This window comes from Pseudomonas sp. PICF141 (assembly GCF_002286815.1).
Classification (GTDB): Bacteria; Pseudomonadota; Gammaproteobacteria; order Pseudomonadales; family Pseudomonadaceae; genus Aquipseudomonas.
The window spans coordinates 141,248-164,132 of record NZ_MUNM01000087.1 but is presented as its reverse complement, the minus strand read 5'-3'; the positions used below and the strand labels follow the sequence as shown (position 1 = coordinate 164,132).

Annotated in this window: 18 protein-coding genes; 5 read left to right on the top strand and 13 right to left on the bottom strand. The window is 51.2% G+C overall.

Annotation, left to right across the window (positions count from 1 at the left end):
* Nucleotides 1-230: 230 nt before the first annotated feature.
* The 6 genes from BZL43_RS26410 to BZL43_RS26385 all read right to left on the bottom strand — a co-directional run bounded on the left by BZL43_RS26410 (nucleotide 231) and on the right by BZL43_RS26385 (nucleotide 6,748).
* Complete coding sequence (locus BZL43_RS26410) at nucleotides 231-1,082, bottom strand: DUF1989 domain-containing protein (protein ID WP_095634993.1); 852 nt, start codon at nucleotides 1,080-1,082, stop codon at nucleotides 231-233.
* A 15-nt stretch (nucleotides 1,083-1,097) separates the two neighbouring features.
* Entirely contained in the window at nucleotides 1,098-1,751 is a 654-nt protein-coding gene (locus BZL43_RS26405; RefSeq protein ID WP_095634992.1) for a GntR family transcriptional regulator, read from the bottom strand.
* Between the two features lie 71 nt (nucleotides 1,752-1,822).
* The gene (gene fabF / locus BZL43_RS26400) at nucleotides 1,823-3,097 is read right to left on the bottom strand and encodes a beta-ketoacyl-ACP synthase II (protein WP_095634991.1); all 1,275 of its coding nucleotides are present in this window, start codon (nucleotides 3,095-3,097) and stop codon (nucleotides 1,823-1,825) included.
* A 32-nt stretch (nucleotides 3,098-3,129) separates the two neighbouring features.
* A complete protein-coding gene (locus BZL43_RS26395) occupies nucleotides 3,130-3,924 on the bottom strand; it encodes an SDR family oxidoreductase (protein WP_095634990.1) in 795 nt (264 codons plus the stop codon).
* A gap of 381 nt (nucleotides 3,925-4,305) precedes the next feature.
* On the bottom strand, nucleotides 4,306-4,641 hold the full coding sequence (locus BZL43_RS26390; protein ID WP_095634989.1) for a helix-hairpin-helix domain-containing protein: 336 nt from the start codon (nucleotides 4,639-4,641) through the stop codon (nucleotides 4,306-4,308).
* A gap of 112 nt (nucleotides 4,642-4,753) precedes the next feature.
* A complete protein-coding gene (locus BZL43_RS26385) occupies nucleotides 4,754-6,748 on the bottom strand; it encodes a nucleoside-diphosphate sugar epimerase/dehydratase (RefSeq protein WP_095634988.1) in 1,995 nt (664 codons plus the stop codon).
* Between the two features lie 175 nt (nucleotides 6,749-6,923).
* Here BZL43_RS26385 and BZL43_RS28900 point away from each other — a divergent pair, with 175 nt between their 5' ends.
* The 5 genes from BZL43_RS28900 to BZL43_RS26365 all read left to right on the top strand — a co-directional run bounded on the left by BZL43_RS28900 (nucleotide 6,924) and on the right by BZL43_RS26365 (nucleotide 15,438).
* Nucleotides 6,924-7,094 (top strand): adenylyl-sulfate kinase, encoded by a 171-nt coding sequence (locus BZL43_RS28900; RefSeq protein ID WP_143517900.1) that lies wholly within the window; start codon nucleotides 6,924-6,926, stop codon nucleotides 7,092-7,094.
* Between the two features lie 1,376 nt (nucleotides 7,095-8,470).
* The gene (locus tag BZL43_RS26380) at nucleotides 8,471-9,289 is read left to right on the top strand and encodes an ABC transporter permease (protein ID WP_095634987.1); all 819 of its coding nucleotides are present in this window, start codon (nucleotides 8,471-8,473) and stop codon (nucleotides 9,287-9,289) included.
* Nucleotides 9,279-10,595 (top strand): ABC transporter ATP-binding protein, encoded by a 1,317-nt coding sequence (locus tag BZL43_RS26375; RefSeq protein WP_095634986.1) that lies wholly within the window; start codon nucleotides 9,279-9,281, stop codon nucleotides 10,593-10,595. Before BZL43_RS26380 ends, BZL43_RS26375 begins: the two co-directional genes overlap by 11 nt.
* Nucleotides 10,595-13,864 carry a hypothetical protein gene (locus BZL43_RS26370; RefSeq protein WP_095634985.1) on the top strand — a complete coding sequence of 1,090 codons (3,270 nt, stop codon included), beginning with the start codon at nucleotides 10,595-10,597 and terminating at the stop codon, nucleotides 13,862-13,864. The genes BZL43_RS26375 and BZL43_RS26370 overlap by 1 nt, the downstream gene beginning before the upstream one ends.
* A 485-nt stretch (nucleotides 13,865-14,349) precedes the next feature.
* On the top strand, nucleotides 14,350-15,438 hold the full coding sequence (locus BZL43_RS26365) for an acyltransferase (protein WP_095634984.1): 1,089 nt from the start codon (nucleotides 14,350-14,352) through the stop codon (nucleotides 15,436-15,438).
* 383 nt (nucleotides 15,439-15,821) lie between these two features.
* Here the strand turns inward: BZL43_RS26365 and BZL43_RS26360 are convergent, their stop codons facing one another.
* From BZL43_RS26360 to rfbB, 7 genes are all read right to left on the bottom strand, one after another.
* Entirely contained in the window at nucleotides 15,822-16,895 is a 1,074-nt protein-coding gene (locus BZL43_RS26360; RefSeq protein WP_095634983.1) for an acyltransferase, read from the bottom strand.
* Nucleotides 16,896-16,960: 65 nt separating this feature from the next.
* Nucleotides 16,961-17,986, bottom strand: coding sequence for a glycosyltransferase family 4 protein (locus BZL43_RS26355; protein WP_095634982.1), 1,026 nt, complete (start codon nucleotides 17,984-17,986; stop codon nucleotides 16,961-16,963).
* Entirely contained in the window at nucleotides 17,983-18,945 is a 963-nt protein-coding gene (locus BZL43_RS26350) for an SDR family oxidoreductase (protein WP_095634981.1), read from the bottom strand. The genes BZL43_RS26355 and BZL43_RS26350 overlap by 4 nt, the downstream gene beginning before the upstream one ends.
* Nucleotides 18,942-19,865 (bottom strand): glycosyltransferase, encoded by a 924-nt coding sequence (locus tag BZL43_RS26345; protein ID WP_095634980.1) that lies wholly within the window; start codon nucleotides 19,863-19,865, stop codon nucleotides 18,942-18,944. Before BZL43_RS26345 ends, BZL43_RS26350 begins: the two co-directional genes overlap by 4 nt.
* Before the next feature lie 56 nt (nucleotides 19,866-19,921).
* Nucleotides 19,922-20,812: a glucose-1-phosphate thymidylyltransferase RfbA gene (gene rfbA, locus BZL43_RS26340; RefSeq protein ID WP_095634979.1), complete on the bottom strand. Its 891-nt coding sequence runs from the start codon at nucleotides 20,810-20,812 to the stop codon at nucleotides 19,922-19,924.
* Nucleotides 20,809-21,702: a dTDP-4-dehydrorhamnose reductase gene (rfbD, locus tag BZL43_RS26335; protein WP_095634978.1), complete on the bottom strand. Its 894-nt coding sequence runs from the start codon at nucleotides 21,700-21,702 to the stop codon at nucleotides 20,809-20,811. The genes rfbA and rfbD overlap by 4 nt, the downstream gene beginning before the upstream one ends.
* The gene (rfbB, locus tag BZL43_RS26330; protein WP_095634977.1) at nucleotides 21,699-22,775 is read right to left on the bottom strand and encodes a dTDP-glucose 4,6-dehydratase; all 1,077 of its coding nucleotides are present in this window, start codon (nucleotides 22,773-22,775) and stop codon (nucleotides 21,699-21,701) included. The genes rfbD and rfbB overlap by 4 nt, the downstream gene beginning before the upstream one ends.
* Nucleotides 22,776-22,885 lie beyond the last annotated feature (110 nt).

Sequence of the window (22,885 nt, the reverse complement as noted above, 5' to 3'; positions counted from 1 at the left end):
CGCCATAACTGGCGGGTTTATTTTTGCGCACCCCCATCCCTGTGGCGAGGGGGCTTGCCCCCGTTGGGCTGCAAAGCAGCCCTGAAACCAGCCACCGGGATAATCCAGGCACACCGCATACAGCCGGTTTACGACTGCTTCGCAGCCGAACGGGGGCAAGTCCCCTCGCCACGAAGCCCCCTCGCCACAAAGTCTATCGCCACAAAAAACCTCGTTACCTCACCGAGTCATTACTTTTCCCAATCGGCCTTGGCAATGTGCAAACCATGCAGCCCTTTGTAAGCCGCCCGTTCCGGCTGGCTCCAGCCTTCAAGCAACGACTCTTCCAACCGATAAATCTCCACCCCCAACGGGCGACACACACTCAACGGATCCTGCGCATCCGGCCCCCACATGGCCAGTGACAAATCCCCACCCGGGCACGTCGACAACGCACACAACAGATCAATCTCGGCAAAGAACTCCAGGTAATCGCCCTGCTGCGCCGGGCAGGCTTTCATGAAGTACAGGTCGTCGTGGTTCAGGCCGGTGCACTGGAAAATATTCAGCACATCGTGCACGTCAAACTCGGTCAGGCCATGGGGTAACACGGCGCGGGTCAAATTCGAGTGGCAGTGATGATGGAAGTCCTCGCCGGTGAGCATTTTGTTCACGTACGGATCGCAACGCGTCCCCAGCAAATCGTGCAAACGCCCGCCGTGTTCGTCGATGCCGTACCCGGCCAGGCTATCGTCGGTGATGGTCACCAGTGGCCGTAAAAAGGGCAGGTTCGACCAGAACCGGTCATGGGTGCTGACATGCGCCCCCTGCAATTGCCGAGTCCGCGCCGCCCATAAACGCTCGCGCGGGTCGTGGGCATTCCAGACATTGAAGTCCCCGACTTGCGGGCCAACCGGGGTCGTGACCCTGAACACATGCCCAGCCGGCACATGCCAGGCGCGGCCAGTGCGTATCGGCACTTCGAACTGTTCGATCAACGTGCGCCCCTCTTTCTTGTCCCGGACTCTCTCGTAGAAAGCCGTGTCCACCTGCAAGGCCGAGCCTTTGCTGACTTGATAGGCCGCCGGATAGTCTTTGTACATGGCTCAAATCCTCGATCAGTGATGGGAAGAAGGGGCAAGCAGCTGCAACAGGAGCTGTTCGGAGTCGTCGAGATAAAGGCTCATGGCGTCCCCGGCCGCAGGTTTGTCGCCGTCGGCCAGCAAGTCATGTATCTGCCGGTCGCGGGCCAGCCAAGGCGCTTGAAAACGTGATTCATCGGGAGCGGTGCAAAACACCAGGCGCAATTGCGCGACGACATTGGTAAAAAACTCATCGAACAACGGACTGCGCAGCAATCCGACGATGTGTTGATGAAAGGCCAGGCTGTGGGTGCCGACGGCGCGCCAGTCCTCACGCTCCCGGGCCAGCTCGGTGGCCTCCAGGGCTTCGAGCATCCGGTCGGACTGATATTCACGCAACGGTTGACTGGCGCTGATGGCTTGCAGCTCCAGGGTGCGACGGACTTTGAACAGATCGCGCACATCGTCCGCGCCCAATCGGCGCACCATCACACCCTTGTTGCGGACATAACGGGTCAGACCTTCCTGGCCCAGACGGTGCAACGCCTCGCGAATCGTGTTTCGCGAGGCGTTGTAAGCCGACACCAGATCGTTCTCCACCAATGCCATGCCCGGTAGCAAACGACCGCCGATGATGTCAGCGCGTAACTCCAATGTGATGTGGTCGGCTAGGGACAGTCCGCTGCTCATACTCAACGCCTCCAGATTGTTCAACAATCGTCAGCGAATGAGTAATCACTATTCGTGCCATCTGCCTTGAACTAGTCCTCCCAGTATTTGAACAACACACTGGCATTGACGCCACCAAACCCAAAGCCATTGGATAACGCGTAATCGATGGTCATTGGCCGCGCCTGACCATGAACGATGTCCACCCCTTGCGTTGCCGGATCCGGGTTATCGAAGTTGAGCGTCGCCGGCACCACCTGATCGCGGAGCGCCAACAGGGTAAAGATCGCCTCGATCCCGCCGGCAGCGCCAAGCAAATGCCCGGTGGCCGATTTGGTCGACGTCACCGCGATCTTGTTGTCCGAGCCGAACAACGACTTGATGGCCGCCAATTCCCCCAAATCCCCAATCGGGGTCGAGGTCGCGTGAGCGTTGAGATGCTGCACCTGCGCCGGCGAAATGCCCGCCTGGGCCAACGCCAGCGCCATCGCCCGACGCGCGCCGCTGCCATCTTCAGGCCCCGCGGTCAGGTGATAGGCATCGGCACTGGTGCCATAACCGACCAGTTCGGCCAATGGCTGAGCGCCGCGCGCCAAGGCATGTTCCAGGGATTCGATCACCAGCAGGCCCGAGCCCTCGCCCATCACAAAACCGTCACGCCCACTGTCAAACGGTCGCGAGGCGCGCTCCGGGGTGTCGTTGTAACCGCTGGACAACGCCCGAGCCGCCGCAAACCCGGCAAGGCTGACACGATCGATCGCCGCTTCCGCGCCGCCGCACACCGCAATATCCGCCTCACCACAGCGAATCAGCCGCGCCGCGTCACCAATCGCCTGAACCCCGGCCGCGCACGCTGTTACCGGAGCCCCCAAAGGCCCCTTGAAACCGTGCTCGATCGACACATGGCCCGCCGCGAGGTTGACCAGAAACGAGGGAATGGTGAACGGCGACAAACGTCGCGGGCCACGGCTATCGGTGGTGCGCACCGCATCGGCAATCGCGCCGAAACCACCCACGCCCGAGCCGATAATCGTGGCAGTGCGTTCCTGGGCATTGACGTCTTGCGGATGCCAATCGGCCTGCTCCAGTGCCTGACGCGCCGCCTCCATGGCAAACATAATGAAACGGTCCATCTTCTTCTGTTCTTTGGGCGGCGTCGCCCGGTCCGGATCAAAACCCGCCTCCGGATCTTCCGCCAGCGTCTGCACCGCGCCACCGACCGTGGTGGTCAGATCGGCAACCACCTCGTCCGGCAACGTCCGCAACCCGGAATGCCCAGCCAACAAACGCGCCCAAACCGCTTCGACGCCACTACCCAACGGCGACACCAGGCCCATGCCCGTGACGACTACTCGACGATTACTCATAACGCAAATACCTCAAGCCGATACATGGCGCCTCACTTGTAACGCGTGGCGGCCGTGCTTCTGGACAGATTCGGCGCCATCGCATGACGCGCCGCCATAAAGGCCTCCCACTCGGAGGCATTCGGTAACGAAGGAATGGTGATCAACTCACCCTGGTCCAGACCCGACAATGCCGCGTCGACCATCTCCCCCGCTTCCATGATCATGTCCGCCGGAATCTGGGACGCATCGATACCGGAGCGCTCCATGATCTCGGTGCGCGTGACGCCCGGCAACACCGCTTGAACCTGAACCCCGGTGCCCTGCAGTTCGGCGTCCAACGACTGGGTCAGGCTCAACACATAAGCCTTGCTCGCGCTGTACGTCGCATTGAACCGCTCCGGAAACAACGCCACCACCGAGGCAATGTTAATAATCGTCCCCCGCCCGGCCTTGGTAAAACCGGCCGCCGCCGCCGAAGCCAACCGCGTCACTGTAATGACGTTCAGCTGAATCAAACGTTCCAGCTCATCCATATCGGCGTTGGCCAGCAAACCATCCGTCGCGACACCGGCGTTATTCAGCAACAGGCTGATGCTCGAATCGCTACGCAGACGCTGCTCAAGCTTCAACACATCATCCTTCTGCGTCAGATCCGCCTTCAGCACCTCCACCTGAACACCATGCGCCGCGCGCAACTGGCTCGCCGCAGCCTCCAGCCGTTCCTGATCGCGAGCCACCAGCAACAAATCAAAACCACGCGCCGCCAACCGCTGCGCGTAAACCGCACCGATGCCGGAAGATGCGCCGGTAACGAGGGCCGTACCTTGGTTCTGGACAGAATTCATGACGGTGCTCCTGGAGGATGCTTGAGGAAGGTGAGCGTCTGAAAATCAAGGCGCATCAACAAATAACGAATTTATTATAGGCATAATTTAAGCGCCATATGATAGGCGTAATTTTTTCCATCCCGATGAAAGGCGCCAGATCGCCTAATGCCGGTCAGTTAAGCGAGCAAACCGCTTTTCGTTTTTCGTTTTTCGTTTTTCGCTTTTCGCTTTTCGCTTTTCGTAGGAGCCAGGCTTGCCGGCGAAGGCGCACTTAAGGACGCCTTCGCCGGCAAGCCTGGCTCCTACAGGTGCATTAGCCGGATCGCCCTCTTCGGTGCTATGCATTCGGTAATATGCAAAAGGCCGGTCAATGACCGGCCTCCTGGTGGATTTACAAGCTTAGTTCACTTCCAGCTTCTCGCGATTCTTGTCCAGAATAGCCTTGCCAATCCCCTTCACTTCCAGCAATTCGTCAACCGACGAAAACGGCCCATTACTCTCACGATACGCAACAATCGCCTTGGCTTTCGCCTCACCGATCCCGGCCAACTCGCGCTGCAAGGTTGGCGCATCGGCGCCATTGAGATCGACTTTGGCGGTTTGAGCCTGGGCAGCAGCATCCAGCATCAAGGGTGCCTTGGCAGCCTCCGGCGCAGCCGTCGGTGCAGCAATGGCCGCAATAGAGGCGCTGGTGAGCAGGGCAAAAACCAGAGAGTAGAAATAGCCAGTACGCATAAATGAAGCTCCATGACATCGATTGAGAAAGCAGCTTTTCCGAAGCTGCCTTCCAAACTTAGGCGATGTAGTGGAGCTGTCAAAAATGTGTCCGTTACAGGATGTGAAACAATCAGGGCTCGAGACGGCGTTGCTGATGAATCCAGTCGACAATCTCCCCGTCGGGGGTATAGCCGCTGACCGTTTCGCGCAGGAGCTGGCGCACGCGGGAATAATCGTCCTGCTCGACCGCGAGCAACAAATCAGTCAAACGGCTCTTGAGCACATCCCAGGGCAAGTGATCTTCGTTGGCCGTCATGATCATCGGATGCGGCGTCGCCGCGACGTTATCCCCGATCAACAACTCTTCATAGAGCTTCTCACCCGGACGCAGGCCCGTGAACTCGATCGAAATATCGCCCTGGGGATTTCGCTCGGAACGGATGCTCAAACCCGACAGGTGAATCATCTTCTCCGCCAGCTCGACAATCCTCACCGGCTCGCCCATGTCCAGCACAAACACATCACCGCCCTGCCCCATGGAACCCGCCTGAATCACCAGTTGCGCCGCTTCGGGGATGGTCATGAAATAACGGGTGATCTTCGGATGGGTCACTGTCAAAGGCCCACCCGACTTGATCTGACTGTGGAACAACGGAATCACCGAACCGGACGACCCCAATACATTGCCAAAACGAACCATGGTGAAACGGGTTTTATTGACCCGGGATACATTGGCTTTATCGCCAAACAGCACCGGAGCGATTTCACGACTGAGAGCCTGAAGGGTCAACTCCGCCAGACGCTTGGTGCTGCCCATGATGTTGGTCGGACGCACGGCTTTATCGGTAGAGATCAACACAAAGTTGGCCACACCCGACTGCAACGCAGCCTGAGCAGTGTTCAACGTACCAATCACATTGTTGAGCACGCCTTCGGCAATGTTGTGCTCGACCATCGGTACATGTTTATAAGCCGCCGCGTGATAAACGGTATCCACGCGCCAGGTCTTCATCACATCGAGCAGTTTATGCGGATGACGGATGGAACCGAGAATAGGCAACAACTGAACCGACACCGACTCACGGCAAGCGCGCTGTTCCAATTCCGACAAAATGCTGTAGAGGTTGAACTCACTGTGTTCGAACAGAATAAGCGTGGTCGGGCCAAGGGAGAAAATCTGCCGACACAGCTCCGAGCCAATCGATCCACCTGCACCAGTGACCATCACTGTCTTGCCTTTGATACAGCGCTCAAGCAAATCAGCCTGGGCTGGCACGGCATCGCGGCCGAGCAAATCAGCGATATCCACTTCCTGAATGTCTTCCACCCTGACCCGACCGCTGGCCAGATCGGTGAAGTTCGGGACGCTTCGCACGTGAAGCGGATAACCTTCCAGCAAATTGAGAATTTCCCGGCGCCGGGCGCGGGTGGATGACGGTAGCGCCAAGAGGATTTCCTGGGCGCCGGTAACGTCGATCATCTGCTGGATGTGTTTGGGTTTGTAGACCTGGAGGCCAGAGATAGAGCGATCGGCGATGCTGGAATCGTCGTCGATGAAGGCCACTGGGCGCATGACCCGGCCCATGCGTAATGCAGCCACCAACTGATTACCGGCCACGCCTGCGCCGTAAATGGCGACTTTGGTGAGGCCGTCGTCGCGGTTGGTGAAGGGGACGTGCTGGGCGGCGGTGAACCAATCGCCCATGAAGTATTGGCGCATGCACAGGCGTAAGCCGCCGATGATCACCATGCTCAGCCACCAGTAGTTGAAGATGATGGAGCGCGGGACGACGGTTTGGTGGTTGCTGTACCAATACACCACCAAGGCCAAGATTAGTGATGACAGACTAACAGCCTTGACGATTGCAATCAGCGCATCGTTGCCGAAGTAGCGCATGACCGCGCGGTACATGCCAAAACGGATAAAGAGCGGGATAGCGATAACCGGGGCACAGGCAAAGAGCCAAAAATGAGCTTTGAGCGGGTTGTACATGTCGTCTATACCGAGACGTACGATGAAGGCCAGCCATAAAGCGACCCAGACCAAAAGCACATCAGTAGTGACCTGTATCAGTCTCTTTTGCCTGCGAGGCAAACCCAGCAAAACTCTCCGCATTTTATCCATTCCCCCATTCGAGCACGCAGCTCCCTGTACACAGTCGTCGATCGGTATTGTAACCTCAATACACGAACGATCAGCTGAATACTTATCCGATAAACGTCCAGCCGCGCGAGTTCATTTCCAATGCGTCAGCACGAGGTGTTCAGCATAGCTACAATTCAGCGAGTGCTTCCAACGAATGCCCCCAGTAAGCCATGGCGGCGGATGTACATTTGTCCACGGGGCTTCTATCTCACTCACAAACTGTGGTTCTAGAGCGTCGCGGCGCCCTATCGTGATTTGGCTAACGGGCCTAAGTGAAGCCGGCAAATCCTCGACTGCCAATGCTCTGAAAGCTGGCACTAGGTGATGAAGGCTCATACCTCTGAATGGTAACAATGTTCAACTAGGACTGTAAGGACCCAGGGTTAGCGACCCGCAGAGCGAATGCGAGCGCAGAAATCCTAAAAGGCGCCTTATAAAAAAGCCCGAGAAAGAACTGATTAAAAACTCGGCGAATATGAAGAGGAAATTCCTCGAGAACATTCAGAGTTTCATTTTTGCATGTGTTGAAGGTAACGCCAGGAGTACTCTTTGCCAGCCCCATTCGAAGCGCGGCTCCCAATTGACTTCCTGCGCCCCCTACCCCATAAATCGCGACTTTAATCAGCCCGTCATTACGACAGGACCCTCAAAATACTGTCACATAATGCAAACCACCGATAATGATGAGACTCAACCATCAGTAGTTAAAAACAATTACCCCAGAACAACTTCCTAATTATTGCCATACCAGTAAAGAACAGCAAAAAGTAATGGCGACAATTTAACGGCCTCGACAATAGCGATCAGAGTATACATTCCAAACAAATAAAAGCGGAATGGCAATGACTGGGCGCAAATTAACAACTAGAGGTGAGCTTTTAACGGGCGCTATACATGTCGTCGACGCCCAGTCTCAGGATGAAAGCAAATAAGAGCGCCAACGATACGAGCACTACATCTATCGTGATTTGCAGAAGTCTTTTGTGCCTGCAGGCAAAAGGCTCGAATTTTATCCGTAAATACTCAACCATTCAGACTTGGGATGCCATTGAGCGAGAGCCCTCTTCAGCATATGAAATCCAACACATCCGCCGTACGTCCCACCTCCACCAGCGACAAACGATAAGCTCTTAAAGCCGGGCGGGACAAAAAAGTCCACTCGCAATGGGCGAAAGTAACCTTGTGCCACAGCAGGGTGGTACCGGCCAGAGGGCATCGGGCAAATGCTTTGCCACCCAATGCTGATCCCGTGTGCCCTCGCGCCGGCAGCCCAAATCCCGCTCTTGAAACTCCATCGCTTGGCCAGCCACCTTCGGCTTCACACCCCTTGATGAACGAAAATCGAGAATCGGAAAAATACGACGTTTATGGTACATTAACCAGACGACCACGTCTTCGCCAAAGACCATGCAAAGGTCGCGTGGCAGGTGCTCGGATTTTCTCTGTTCACTTCAAGTCAACATTCAGAATTCCTGATGGTCGAGACTGTTCATTTATGATACTGCGGGACCTTCCAACATTAGTTACCCCCTATGCTGCTGAAAGCGACGAACATCGCAGACCTCCATTGGAACGTCCAGGTCACGCCGCCCTTCGACGTCATGAGCATCAGACCATTCAACAATCGATTGACACTAGCTACGAAGCATTTACGCCAACCAAAAACTGTGCCAGTCATTACCTCGCGGAGTCTTTTTCCTAATGCAGAGTTACACAACCTCTCCTCTCGAAATTTTCAGATCCAGCTGGAGAAATCGCAGATTAATTAGGGCACTGACAAAGCGAGAGGTCGTCGGTCGTTACCAAGGCTCGCTATTTGGCCTGCTCTGGTCTTTGTTCAATCCGATACTGACTCTGGCTGTTTATACTTTTGTATTTAGCGTGGTATTCAAGGCACGCTGGAGCGGCGGCAGCGACTCTAAAGCCGAGTTTGCGCTGGTACTTTTTGCCGGCCTTCTGGTGTTCAACCTTTTTTCTGAGAATATCAATCGAGCACCTTCGCTGATTCTGTCCAACGCCAACTATGTCAAGAAGGTGATATTTCCTCTGGAAATTCTACCTATCATTTCGCTTGGCGCGGCACTTTTCCATACTGTGATCAGCCTAATCGTCTGGTTAGTATTCTACAGCATCTTTATAGCACTTCCGCCCCTTACCATTTTACTCACCCCAATAGCACTCATTCCGATTGTTTTGATTTCATTGGGCGCTGGATGGCTGCTGTCATCTCTTGGAGTTTTTTTCAGAGATGTATCTCAAATCATCGGAATCTGCACTACCGCCCTACTATTCATGTCACCTGTCTTTTATCCGGTTTCTGCACTGCCAGTCGAGTACCAGAAATTTTTGTATTACAACCCTCTTACACCTTCAATCGAATTTATAAGAGATGTAATGATTAAAGGAACAGCCCCTAATCCGAGAGACTTTGCCCTCTATTTTATGGGGAGCCTTGCTTTTGCCCTGATCAGTTTCGCCTGGTTTCAAAAAACACGTAAAGGATTCGCAGATGTCCTCTGAACTCGCGATAAAAGTCGAAGGCATTCATAAATGCTTTCATATATATGAAGAGCCACGAGATCGATTTAAACAATTCATATTTCCGTTGACTCAGAGTCTGCTGCGCTTAGAAAGAAAAAACTATTATCGCGAGTTTTGGGCACTGCAGGACGTTTCCTTTGAGATTCGTAAAGGCGAAATAGTCGGAATCATAGGGCGTAATGGCGCGGGAAAATCAACTCTACTGCAAATCATTTGTGGAACACTGAACAGTACTTCTGGAAACACTCAAGTTAATGGAAGAGTGGCGGCCTTGCTGGAACTGGGAGCAGGCTTCAACCCTGAGTTCAGCGGGCGCGAGAATATCTATCTAAACGGAAGCATTCTCGGTCTGACCAATGCAGAAATTGACGCTCGGTATGAAGAAATCATTGATTTCGCCGACATTGGGTCCTTTATCGAACAACCTGTAAAAACCTACTCAAGCGGTATGTTTGTTCGGCTGGCCTTCGCGGTACAGGCTTGTATTGAACCAGATATTCTTATCGTCGATGAAGCACTGGCCGTGGGCGACATCGGTTTTCAATACAAGTGCTTCAAACGAATTGAAAAGCTACGGGATCGAGGTACTACCATATTAATGGTCACTCACTCTACCGGCAGCATCCTCGAATATGCGAACCGTTGCCTAGTCATCGATAATGGCCGAGTCATCACTGATACCGAGGATGTCTTGTCTGCAGTGCTGACGTATGAAAAAGGTATGGTCGCCTCTCAGGCCAAGTCAACCTCCTCCTCGACACCACATGCACCCTCCGGTAGTTACTCTCTGGAACAGCTTAAACATTTCCAGGCATCGGAACTCAATACTGAAACTGGTGAAAAGCGATTTGGCTCAGCCAGGGCAATCATTAAAAACCTTGACGTCTTTAGAATGGATGGCACCAACGTTTCCGAACGCCCGATAATTAAGTCTGGCGAGGAACTGCGCTTTTCATTTGTTATCGCCTCCTCAGAGGAAATTGAGGACGTTGCATTGGGAATATCACTCAGCAAAGCTCTAGGTGGTGATATTTGGGGTGACAACAATCTAAGCGCAGGTACAGCGATCAAACTGAGTAAAGGTCAATGTAGAATCGAATACACCGTTAGACTACCCCTTAGTGCAAGTGAATACCTGGTTCATTGCGGGTTGTCGTGCACACATCTCGGAAAACGAGAAGAACTGGACCAACGGCGTCCGATGCAACGCCTGAGATTCTGGACACCACGTGAACAAGTGGGCGTCATCTATTCTCCAATCACCGTAACCGTAGTAGATGCCTAATGCTGACCATATTTCTTCCTCCCTTCCCTTTCCGAGGTGTAGAAGCTCCCTATCTCTGGGTCTTCTACAAATTCCTGCATGAGTCTAAAGAGACTCTTCATTTCCTCATATCCCCGTCATATCTTCAAACTACACAGCACTTTGAAGAGAATCAGCGCTGGGAAGTCGAAATCGCCTCCTGCAAGCACCTGACATATAGCTTCCCGTCCGAAGCCACATTCGCAAAACATCGTTTTAGTCATTTTAACGATGATATCTTCACTCAACTGATGAGCCTCTCGGGTAACAACCCGATCCTTGCCTTCAAACGATTGCTGACAGAGCGTATTCCTTTACTGGAAAAAGCAATCGAAGGAATGCTATTCCCGGCAGGTCAAGAGGCACCAGAAGCAATAGTGACATGTATAAACTGTCCTTCTCTTGAAGCTGTCGCTAAAGCAAACGGCATTAGGGTAGTTCATATTGAACTAGGCCCATTGCGCGCGCCGAACTATCGCTGGACCGCCTACTTTGACTTCACTGGTGTCAATGGGAATACAGAAGCCGAAAGCCGCTACCTGAACATAGAATCCGAATTCGACAACTGCGTCATAGCAATAGAGAACCTCAGAGAGTTCTTTTTAACTTGCGATTATCATTTTTCTCCGATCGCCACATGCAGTAATATCGGGGTACCTCTACAGGTGGAGGACGACTCCAATCTGATTGCGTATTCCAACGATCACGACAATAATTCGCTGATTGCTTATGCCAAATTTATCGAGAAAAAAAACCTTCTCATACGTGCGCACCCCAACAGTGTCTTTGGACTAAAGAACACAGACATCAAGATAGATAACTCACCTAACAGTATTGAATTCATCGAAAAGTGTAAAGAAATCATCACAATCAACTCCAGCGTAGGACTGGAAGCACTGTTATTTGAAAGAAAGACAACTATTCTAGGGGATAGCTCATTTAGTTTTATTAACAAAGCCAAATCTGACTTAGAAAAAAACAATCGCCTTGCGTTTTATTTATTTTGCTACCTCACACCTTTTAACATGGCGTTCGACCCTGCTTACATTCGGTTTCGCTTGAAGAACCCATCCGAAATCGAAATACTAAAATGGAATATGGGTGCTTACGGATATGCGTCAGACAAGCAAAACTCTCTTGCTGAAATAATTCACAACGGGATAACGCTACACATGATGGAAAAAATTAAGCAGCTAAGAACCCAAATGACCGAAGAGCTTTCACAGCTTAACCTCGAACATAAACGGATACTATCTGAACAACAACAGGCGTTATATGAGCAGCAGAAAAAGCTAGAGGAAAACCAGCGAACTGCTGAAGCACATAAAAAAACGATTGACAATCAGAACAATCTCGCACGCAACAATGCGTTGATCGTAGAACAACTCGAGAGAACCATTCGAGATGAACGTGCGTACCTAGACACTATTCTGTCTAGTTCTTCGTGGAAAATCACCAAACCTCTTCGTTACAGCAGACGAATCATAACCTCGCTAATGCGTCGCATACAGGCATATGCGAGACAAACCAAGCGAATTCTGAGCACGATAAAATCAGATCCAAAAATTTTGCTGCGCGCGTTACGCCATATCAATGAGAACGGCTTTAAAGCGACGCTCCGACGCTCCACTCAAAATCTTGAAGTTAACTTTGCTACCAGTAGGTACGATCTCAAGCTGAGCAAACAAGACACCACTTACATCTTAACCACCAAACACTGCATTTTCGTTGCCGAACTGATTAAGCGTAATTTGGAAAAAGCGGGATTCCCAGCAGGTATTATTTTTGAAGCACCTGCCACAGGATTTGAATCGTCCCTCCATTTTGTCATTTGCCCACAGATCTTCACTACACTGCCAGGAACCTACATCGCATTCCAAATGGAGCAATCCGTCAGCTCGCGCTGGTTTGACGAGAACTACCTGCGCACACTCGAAAATGCCTATGCGATTCTTGATTACTCGACTATCAATATTCAGTTCCTTCAAGACAAGGGGCTGAGTTTAAAACAAATTAATTACGCCCCCATATCCTATATCCCCGAATATGGGGCAACAACACAAAAACAAAAAGAATACGACGTCCTTTTTTATGGCGACGCCAATAACGAAAGACGCAAAGAATATCTTGCAGCCATCCAGAAAAAATACAAAACAAAGCTAATCGGCAATGTATTCGGCGAAGAGTTGTACGACGAAATTTCGAAAGCAAAAATCATTGTCAACATACACTACTACGAGGGCGCCCTTCTCGAAACGACCCGTATCTACGAGTGCCTATCCAGAGATGCGCTTATCGTATCTGAAAGCAGTTCAGACATCTCGAATCACAAAAACCTTGAGAACATCATAGACTTTACTGAAATTGGTGATATTGACGGGATGATGTCACGAATTGATTACTGGCTTTCCAGTGACACACTCCGTGAAGAGAAGACGGCGTCCAACAGAAAGGCATTACTTGCCGCCCCAAACGATTTTGAGTACTACTTCCAACGTTTCTTGCTAGCAACAGATCACATTAATTTTGATACATTTTATGATCTTGCGGGCCACAATATAGAATTTCAAACAGACTATATTTGCCTTGGACTTCCTGAATCGACAGTACGAAAAAAGGATTTCGACAAAGATAACAAGGTAGGCTTTCAGTATTTCCCTGGGCTGCGACATAATGTGGGATGGATCGGGTGCGGGTTAAGCTACAAATTTATCTTGCGCAAAGCTCATGAACAAAAGTTCAAGGACATCACCATCTGCGAAGATGACGTCGAGTTTTTTAGCGATTGGAAAGAGCGCTTCGATCAGATCCACGAACATCTGAAAACAAAGGGACAGAACTGGGATATTTTCGCTGGTCTGATCGCCAACCTGCACGCTGACACTAACATCAAGGCAATCGATAAGCTTGATGGCTTTGAACTTATACATATTGACAAAATGGTCAGTATGGTTCTCAACACCTACAATGCAAGCGTCTTTCCAAAGGTAATGAAGTGGAACGAAAATTTCCGTGATCCGTATAAAAATACAATTGATCGCTTTATCGAAGACCAGACAAATATTGATGTTATTACCACGGCGCCTTTTCTTGTCGGCCATAAAGAAGAGCTCACATCGACATTATGGGGCTTTAAAAACAGCCAATATACAGACTTGATTGCTGCCAGTACGAAACTACTACAAGAAAAGGTCAGCGCTTTCAAGGCACGGAACGATAAAGCACTTACTGAAAATCGCTCTAACTCCTAACTGAATCAGGTGGTAGCTTTTGCTGAAAGAGGCAACCACCTACTACCGTATGCGCCCCATAAACCACACATGGCAAAAAACGATGTGTGTATAGCGCGAGATTATCGGGGAGCAGCGGGCGTGATACGAATGGCGGGGGACTGCCATTCGTAAGCGCCGCAGTGACTGGCGCCCCCTGGCATTCCCAGCCTTGGATCTGCATCGACGTGATTTCAAGCTGCTCGCTTGCTTCTTCGTGGATGCGGACAGTCACGCTGGATGTCGAAACCGTCGAGCATCCAGTTTCGGAAGTCCACGGGCGCGAGATAGAGAAAGAATTTTCGACTTTCTCTCAGCAGGGGATCAAACGCCGCGGACCAAATTTTGATGGGTTCGAAACGCCTAAGTGACGGAATACTGGCAAACAAATTAAGCATTAAAAAATGTGAATTTTCTTACAAAGTAGATACAATCTGCAAAAATCATGCGCTATGCAGGATGCAGAAATGAAGCTGTCAGCAATACTTAAAAGAGAAAATAACAATCTAGATCTATTTAGAATACTGGCAGCAATAATGGTCATATATGGCCATGCCTATGCACTTCTTCCAAATGGCGGTCAGTCAGACTTTATAGGAAGAATGCTTGGATATGATTATTCTGGATCTCTAGCGGTCAAGATATTCTTTTTCCTCAGCGGATTAGTTGTTACAAACAGCCTTATATCCAAAGGTAACGCCTACGAATTCATCATATCGAGACTGTTTCGAATTTGGCCAGCACTCATAGCAACGATACTCATAAGCGTAGCTATAATTGGACCAATACTAAGCACAAAGACAATAGCCCAATACTTCTCAGATCCATTAACTTCAAGCTATATAACAAACAACATATCACTTCATACAAGTTATGTACTCCCAGGGGTTTTTGAACTTAATAAATACCCAAACACGATTAATGGATCTCTCTGGACAATTCCGTATGAAGTTTATGCATACGTGATTCTCCTATCATTTTTCATGATAGGCATATCCAGAAGCCATGCTCTCGCTATTTTCACGTTCACAATTATAGCAGCGGCACCAATATTAAAATTCGATTTTATTTATAGCCTGCTCCCTACAAATCATGAAACAGCGATGCTTGGTCCATGCTTTGCGTATGGATCAATCATGGCGATCCTTAAAGATAAAATAAATATAAATATCAGTACCGCTATCGGATCCTGGGCGCTATTTTTTATCCTTAAAGGTTCAAAAGTTGAGATGCACGCGCTGTACTCAGCGATTTTCATTACGATTATATATCTAGCGAGCACCGGCGCACTTCTCAAAATGAAACCTAACCATGACATATCATACGGGGTTTACTTGTGGGGATTCCCAGTACAGCAAATCCTTTCAATGTATATTTCTGAATATGGAATCTTGGTTAACCAGATTACAGCAATAGTAATAAGCTGCATTCTAGGGTATGTTTCATGGATACTAATTGAAAAGAGATGTATGAAAATCGGCTCGCTACTTGTCAAAAAAACAAGCAACATAAAACTCAAATTGATAAATCGACAAACGACAGATGTAGAAGCATAAAAACATAACATCCAAGCCAGTTTCATTAATGGCTAGTGTGGCTGTTCGATACCGTTCTCGGGAAGGAGGCAGGCGAGCCGTGTTTCGGGAAATTCGTAGAAAAACCCATGCTAGCGCCCAAAAGAAAGTACCTAGAGGCAAGGGCCGAGAAAGTTATGCTTGGTCAGTAATTTTTGGTATTTTCAAAGTGTTCTGAAACGTCTATAGGAACGTCACTGCGCCAGGAATTTCTGCGTTTGTCAGGCGCCAAGGAGAATGTCTCTGAGGCACTACTGCATAGGACTGCTCGTTAGATAAGCCACGACGAGCATGAAATCTACGTGTTGGATGGTGGCGTTTATGCTCATCATTAATATTGAGCCATGAACGCCACGCAGAATAAATTATGAAATTCGCTCTCGTAAAGCGAGGAACTTTCTTTCATAAAGTTCATAAATTAAGAACGCTGAAAAAAACGTCACAATTACGTAAAGCATCCAGAGTAATACGCACGACATTACCGAGAATGATTGCACCGGCAAAAAATACTTAATCGACAACAACACTGGTAGATTGGTCAGGTATGCTGAAAACGACCACTTTGCAATTCTTGACACCACAGCATCTACGGGCGATGGGATCTTAATATTCATTCCCAACACTATCACCCCGGCACACCCCAGAGATGCAAAATTAAAAAGAAAAACTCTGAAAAATACACTTTGATTCAAATATGAATCTGGTTGCGCTGCAACATAAATAGCAACTAGAAAAAATGGAATCAGAAGAAGCGCGAACTTTTGAAATATACGTTTCCAATGCCAAAGATACGCATATCCCCAAGCAACTAGCACCCCAACCATCAGCGCATCCAACCTCAACAATGATATCTTCCTTACACCATCATCAAAAGTTGGATCTCCACTTAAAACAACATATCCGCGCGCACCAACCGAAAAAAACAGAATAGCAAGAGCGGTGTTCAATATAGCAAGCCGCGGCTTTTTCAATACCAGCAAAAAGCCCCCTACTACAAGGGGAGTGATTAAGTAGAACATTTCTTCCACCGCCAGGCTCCAGGCTTCTGGAAAGAATGAGGGATGCTGCCAAGCAAGATTTTGCGAAAATGTCAGATATAAAAACAGATTTGGCATCACATCCGGACGGATGCTGAAAATCAGTAAAATATTGATAACAACAAATAACACATAATTAGGAACAGTCCTGAACCAGCGTCTTGTCCAAAAATTAAGCACCCATCCAAAAGTGGTTTCGGCAGACTCAACCTTGCTGATCATGATCGAGCCAATGAGAAAACCCGACAAAACAAAAAACAATTCAACACCCAAGAAACCTCCAAACTTGAATGCTTGTGTCCAAGGTGCGACAGGAATCAAAAACCATCTACCATGTGACAATAAGACTAAACAGATAGCCAGTGCGCGACATACATCCAGCCAAGGGACTCTGTTCTTCATTCCTGATTCCTAGGATGGAATGGATCATTTTTAGATAGTTCAAAAGCCAGGGCAATCACTTGACCTTAAGGGGATGCTGTCGGCTCAACACTGCCAGCCTTAAAATAGCAGGCTGCGCAGACCAGCGGCAAATAGGCGAGAAATACCCCGAATAACGGCTCCAGCCACTGCAAGCCAACCAACAGCGAAATGGGCCATAGCCAAAGAAGATTAATGACAACAGTCGTTAGTGTCACTTTCTTGTGGCTTTTGAACAGACGTGAGGCGTACTGATAAGCATGACTACGATGAGCCTGGGAGACTGCATCGCCGCGGATTAAGCGACGAAGTAATGTCCAGGTGGCGTCGACAATGAACGTCCCCAGCATAATCAACCAAACCCAGAACAATTCTGGTGCCACCCAAGCGGCGCAAAGAGACAAGACGGCAAGTATTAACCCCAGAAAACCACTACCCGCATCGCCCATAAATATCTTTGCAGGCGGGAAGTTCCAGTAACAAAATCCTGCAACTGCTCCCGCAAGCATTAAAGGTGTCCAAGCAATTGAAGAGTGCCCGGCAAACCAATAAATTAGAGCAGTACCAAGGCATGCACAAATTGCTTCAGCGCTCGCTAAACCGTCGATACCATCCATAAAGTTGTAAAGGTTGAGCATCCAGACGAGATATAGGAGCGCGAGAATGTCGCCGAACCAACCAAGGTTTATCGAGCTGCCAAAAAAAGTGAGGGGCGCCAGTCCGTTCAGCCAGAAAAGCACCCATACAGCTGATATGAAGTGGCCTAGCAAACGCCATCGGGCAGCAATATGCCCATGGTCGTCAGTAAAACCAATAATCGCTACCAATAATCCGGAACCGAGTAATGCGTACAATTCGGCAGAACTCATCATGTCCAAACCTGTAAGGATCAGGAGCGCACCCACGAAACTTACAACAATTGCCACCCCTCCTCCACGTGGTGTAGGGACGGAATGCGAACTGCGTGCATTGGGTATGTCAATCAAGCTCTTGGCCAACGCATAACGGCGCAGCAACAGAGTCAAAAACCAGGAAGCGACAAATACTGCGAGTAGCGCCCACCAAAAAGTCATTTCGTTTGCTTTTCCAGATAATGGCCAGCGGTCTGACGCATGGCTTTTTCGATGTTGATGGTTGGCGTCCAGCCCAGTATCTCGCGATTTTTACTGATATCGACCTGCAACGATCCGCAAATACGTTGCACGATGCTCTGCTTACCCAACGCCAATGCCGCCAGCTTCAGCAGCCACTCGGGCAACGGTAGCAACCAGGCCCTTTTTCCCAGGGCAGACGCCAGGCGCCGTAGCAACTGAGTGGTAGACAAATCCTCACCATCGCTGACTAGAAAAATCTGATTGGCCGCAGCCGGATGTTCAATGCAGGTGACGATCAAATCGACCAGATTTCCAATCGCAACCAGGCTCCGCTGATTGCCAATCGCACCCAGTGGCAATGGAATGCCTTTATTGAGCCAACTCAGCATACTTAGAAAATTAGCCCTCACTCCCGGCCCATAAACCAGCGGCGGGCGAATGATGACAACCTCCATCCCAGTATCGAGGCTGAGCTGCTTCAATGCCTCTTCGGCTTCGTACTTTGATACACCATAAGGATCGGCCGGAGCCGGAAAATCATTAGCCTTGAACGGCTTGCCCCGAACAGTACTTTCACCATTGACCTTGATCGAACTGATGAAAATGAAGCGCTTTACCCCCGACTCAGCTGCGCGCCGTGCCAATCGAAGGCTCCCCTCCACATTGACTTTACGAAATTCGGTCAAGGCATCCACGGCAGTTTCATTCATCACATGTACGCGGGCAGCGGCATGGATGACGACTTGCACATCATTGAGGTTAGGTAGTGCTTTTGAATCAGTCAGCTCAAAAGGAACGACTGTGCATAACCCGTTCAGCCGTGTTGCGCCGCGCGCCGCTGCAATGGGGGTGAACTTCTTGTCGAGCAGCAGCCTGAAAACCACCGCCTCGCCGACAAATCCGCTTGCCCCTGTCACCAGTATCTTTGGGGCATTCATTTAGCTTTGTACCCTATCAACGCCGTAGCCCAACAGATAAAAAAGAAGAACACTTTGTCCCGCGCCCGGCGTCGGCATTGCCAGGCGCTGAAGGACAGTTTTATCAATTGCCGGTGGCGCAGATGCAACCATGTTTTGACGAACGGGTCTGTGTCCCGCCCAACCAGACAAGCAATCATCCGCACTTGGTTAAACCACCAACCGTCGTGAATCGTTTTGTACCGGGCAATCAATGGGCTCAACCCCTTGTTAGCACCCACCTGATTACGGTCGTGTTGGCGATAATCCATGGATGGCAATGGGTCGATGTACCAGCGATAGCCATGACTGCGCGCAAAAGCGTAGCAATACCAGTCATGCAAAGTGACTGTCTGCAGAGGCTGCCAATTTTCAAGCATCGCCACTTTCAAGGACTCTGCCAGTTTTTTGCTCAGCACATAGGTACAGCCCGGGCCTGCCGCTTCGAACAGGTAGTCCCATTCAACTTGGGGCTGGGCCTTGTCCAGTAAATGGGTTTTGCCGTCTGGCCAGAAGGCCGTGACGTTGCTGGAATAGGCATCGACCTGGCGAGTTTGAATGGCGTCGACTGCACGCTGCAGTTTGTCCTTGTGCCAAATATCATCTTGATCGGCAAAAGAAATAAAATCGAAAGAGCCGAAGTCGACATCACGAATCAAACGAAAGAAGTTACGCGAGGCCCCACCGAAGCTACCGGCATCCGGTAGAACGATCACTTGGTGATGCTCAGCCGCATAAGCCGCACACCAAGCTTCGGTACCGTCAGTGGAAGGATCGATACTGATATAAACGGTTAAGTCAACAGCTGACTGGTCGAGGATCGAGGCCAACTGCTCCTCGATCCACTGCATGCCATTGTAGGCAGCCAGCAAAACCGCAACCTTGGGATGTTTTACTGGCATGCCATTCCTGCCTGGACCGGTTAAACGCTACTGTTCGAAAGGATTGAGCTTTCGAATCAGTGGGAAGGCGAGTCCAGCAGTTTCTGCAGGTACTGACCATAACCAGTCTTCTTCAGAGCATCAGCCTGAGTACTCAACTGCTCGGCACTAATCCAGCCATTGTGGTAAGCAATCTCTTCCAGGCATGCCACTTTCAGGCCTTGGCGCTGCTCGATGGTGTGCACGAAGTGACTGGCTTCCAGCAGCGAATCATGGGTACCGGTGTCCAGCCAGGCGAAGCCGCGGCCGAGCATTTCGACGTTGAGGGTCTTCTGCTCGAGGTAGGCACGGTTAATATCAGTAATTTCCAGCTCGCCACGTGCGGATGGCTTGATGCTCTTGGCGATTTCGACGACCTGGTTGTCGTAGAAGTACAGGCCTGTCACCGCGTAGGCAGATTTAGGCTTCAGCGGCTTCTCTTCGATGCTCAAGGCACGGCCGGCAGCGTCGAACTCGACGACACCAAAACGCTCCGGGTCTGACACGTGATAGCCGAATACAGTCGCGCCATGCTCTTGAGTGCTGGCGGAACGCAGGTTTTCGGAGAAGTGCTGACCGTAGAAGATGTTGTCGCCCAGGATCAGGCAGCACGGGTCTTTGCCGATGAACTCTTCGCCGATGATGAAGGCTTGTGCCAGACCGTCCGGGCTAGGTTGCTCGGCGTAGGTCAGCTTGATGCCGTACAGGCTGCCGTCACCCAGCAATTTCTGGAACGACGGCAGGTCTTCAGGAGTGGAGATAATCAGGATTTCGCGCATACCCGCGAGCATCAGCACCGACAACGGATAGAAGATCATCGGCTTGTCGTAGATCGGCAGCATCTGCTTGGACACGCCGAGGGTCAACGGGTGCAGACGCGTGCCCGAGCCGCCAGCGAGGATGATGCCTTTACGATTTGTCGTGGTCATTTATTCAGGACTTCCATCAGCATTCGGGTGACGCCACTTTGCCAATCCGGCAAGTGCAGAGAAAAGTTGTCGCGCAGCTTCTGAGTGTTCAACCGTGAGTTCAGAGGGCGGCGCGCCGGTGTTGGGTAGGCGGTTGTGTCGATCGGATTGATCGTCGTGACGGCAAGTTCTTCCCCGTTGGCCTTGGCAAAACCGATCACATGGCTGGCATAGCCGTGCCAGGACACTTCACCACTGGCCGCCAGATGATACAGGCCCGCCAGTTCAGGGCGTAGCCGGACCTGCTGAATGGCCAGCGCCGTTACGTCGGCGATCAAATCTGCGCCGGTTGGGGCACCGATCTGGTCAGCGATGACGCTCAGGGTGTCGCGGTCTTTGGCCAGACGCAGCATGGTCTTGGCGAAGTTATTGCCGCGAGCGCCGTAGACCCAGCTGGTGCGGAAGATCAGGTGCTTGCAGCCCGAGGCAATGATCGCTTGCTCGCCGGCCAGTTTGCTGGCGCCGTAGTGATTCACCGGAGCGACGGCATCGGTCTCTTGCCACGGCGTCAGGCCTTCGCCGCTGAACACGTAGTCGGTCGAGTAATGAATCAGCCAGGCGCCCAGGGATGCAGCTTCTTCAGCCATGACCTGGCTGGCTTGACCATTCACACGGTCGGCCAGTTCGGTCTCGGATTCGGCTTTATCGACCGCGGTGTAGGCCGCAGCGTTGACGATGATATCCGGCTTGACCTGACGGATCGTTGCACGCAATGCGTCAAGATCAGACAGGTCACCACTCAAACCATCGACCGGGTGGCGGTCCAGAGCGATCAATTCGCCAAGTGGCGCAAGGGAGCGCTGCAGCTCCCAGCCGACCTGGCCGTTTTTTCCCAACAGAAGGATTTTCATGCTTTGTCCGAACGATCCGTGTAGTTCTGGTCGATCCATTGTTGGTAGCTGCCGCTTTTCACGTGAGCTACCCATTCAGTGTTGTTCAGGTACCACTCGACGGTTTTGCGGATACCGGTTTCAAAGGTTTCTTCCGGCGTCCAGCCCAGCTCGCGCTGGATTTTGCTGGCATCGATGGCATAGCGCTGGTCGTGGCCCGGGCGATCCTGAACGTAGGTGATCAGGCTGGCATGGGGACGATGCGCGGAATCTGGACGCAGTTCGTCGAGCAGTGCGCACAGGGTATGCACCACTTCGATGTTTTGCTTTTCGTTATGGCCGCCGATGTTGTAGGTCTCGCCGATCACGCCTTCGGTCACGACTTTGTACAGTGCGCGGGCGTGGTCTTCGACGTAGAGCCAGTCACGGACCTGGTTGCCTTTGCCGTACACCGGCAGCGGCTTGCCTTCCAGTGCGTTGAGAATGATCAGCGGGATCAATTTCTCCGGGAAATGGCAAGGGCCGTAGTTGTTCGAGCAGTTGGTCACCAGCGTCGGCAGGCCATAGGTACGGGCCCAGGCGCGAACCAGGTGATCGGAGCTGGCCTTGCTGGCCGAATATGGCGAGCTTGGCTGATACGGTGTGGTTTCGGTGAAGAGGTCTTCCGGACCTTCGAGGTCTCCGTAGACTTCGTCGGTGGAAATATGGTGGAAGCGGAAGTTGGCTTTACGCGCCTCATCCAGTGCCGCCCAATAGTGGCGAGCAGCTTCCAGCAAGGTGTAAGTGCCGATGATGTTGGTCTGGATGAACTCAGACGGACCGGAGATCGAACGGTCAACGTGAGACTCTGCGGCCAGGTGCATGACGGCATCTGGTTGGTGTTCACGCAGGACACGGTCCACTTCATTACGGTCGCAGATGTCGACGCGTTCGAACACGTAACGCGAGTTCTGGCTGACTTCGGCCAACGACTCAAGGTTACCGGCATAAGTCAGTTTATCGACGTTAACGACAGAGTCGGCAGTGTTGGAGATGATATGACGAATGACTGCCGAGCCGATGAACCCGGCGCCGCCGGTAACTAGAATTTTCACGCGAAACCTTACCCTTAAGTTGCTGACAGGGCCGTCAACCGCGCACTGTCTAATCCATGAATGCAAAAGCCATCAAGTCAGCCGTGGCTTCTGACAGAGTCAGTCTGAAC

What these genes read in the sequence shown, in the direction of transcription:
- BZL43_RS26410 (WP_095634993.1), bottom strand. Translation starts at nt 1,082, where the DNA reads ATGTACAAAGACTATCCGGCGGCCTATCAAGTCAGCAAAGGCTCGGCC.
- BZL43_RS26405 (WP_095634992.1), bottom strand. Translation starts at nt 1,751, where the DNA reads ATGAGCAGCGGACTGTCCCTAGCCGACCACATCACATTGGAGTTACGC.
- fabF (WP_095634991.1), bottom strand. Translation starts at nt 3,097, where the DNA reads ATGAGTAATCGTCGAGTAGTCGTCACGGGCATGGGCCTGGTGTCGCCG.
- BZL43_RS26395 (WP_095634990.1), bottom strand. Translation starts at nt 3,924, where the DNA reads ATGAATTCTGTCCAGAACCAAGGTACGGCCCTCGTTACCGGCGCATCT.
- BZL43_RS26390 (WP_095634989.1), bottom strand. Translation starts at nt 4,641, where the DNA reads ATGCGTACTGGCTATTTCTACTCTCTGGTTTTTGCCCTGCTCACCAGC.
- BZL43_RS26385 (WP_095634988.1), bottom strand. Translation starts at nt 6,748, where the DNA reads ATGGATAAAATGCGGAGAGTTTTGCTGGGTTTGCCTCGCAGGCAAAAG.
- BZL43_RS28900 (WP_143517900.1), top strand. Translation starts at nt 6,924, where the DNA reads ATGCCCCCAGTAAGCCATGGCGGCGGATGTACATTTGTCCACGGGGCT.
- BZL43_RS26380 (WP_095634987.1), top strand. Translation starts at nt 8,471, where the DNA reads ATGCAGAGTTACACAACCTCTCCTCTCGAAATTTTCAGATCCAGCTGG.
- BZL43_RS26375 (WP_095634986.1), top strand. Translation starts at nt 9,279, where the DNA reads ATGTCCTCTGAACTCGCGATAAAAGTCGAAGGCATTCATAAATGCTTT.
- BZL43_RS26370 (WP_095634985.1), top strand. Translation starts at nt 10,595, where the DNA reads ATGCTGACCATATTTCTTCCTCCCTTCCCTTTCCGAGGTGTAGAAGCT.
- BZL43_RS26365 (WP_095634984.1), top strand. Translation starts at nt 14,350, where the DNA reads ATGAAGCTGTCAGCAATACTTAAAAGAGAAAATAACAATCTAGATCTA.
- BZL43_RS26360 (WP_095634983.1), bottom strand. Translation starts at nt 16,895, where the DNA reads ATGAAGAACAGAGTCCCTTGGCTGGATGTATGTCGCGCACTGGCTATC.
- BZL43_RS26355 (WP_095634982.1), bottom strand. Translation starts at nt 17,986, where the DNA reads ATGACTTTTTGGTGGGCGCTACTCGCAGTATTTGTCGCTTCCTGGTTT.
- BZL43_RS26350 (WP_095634981.1), bottom strand. Translation starts at nt 18,945, where the DNA reads ATGAATGCCCCAAAGATACTGGTGACAGGGGCAAGCGGATTTGTCGGC.
- BZL43_RS26345 (WP_095634980.1), bottom strand. Translation starts at nt 19,865, where the DNA reads ATGCCAGTAAAACATCCCAAGGTTGCGGTTTTGCTGGCTGCCTACAAT.
- rfbA (WP_095634979.1), bottom strand. Translation starts at nt 20,812, where the DNA reads ATGACCACGACAAATCGTAAAGGCATCATCCTCGCTGGCGGCTCGGGC.
- rfbD (WP_095634978.1), bottom strand. Translation starts at nt 21,702, where the DNA reads ATGAAAATCCTTCTGTTGGGAAAAAACGGCCAGGTCGGCTGGGAGCTG.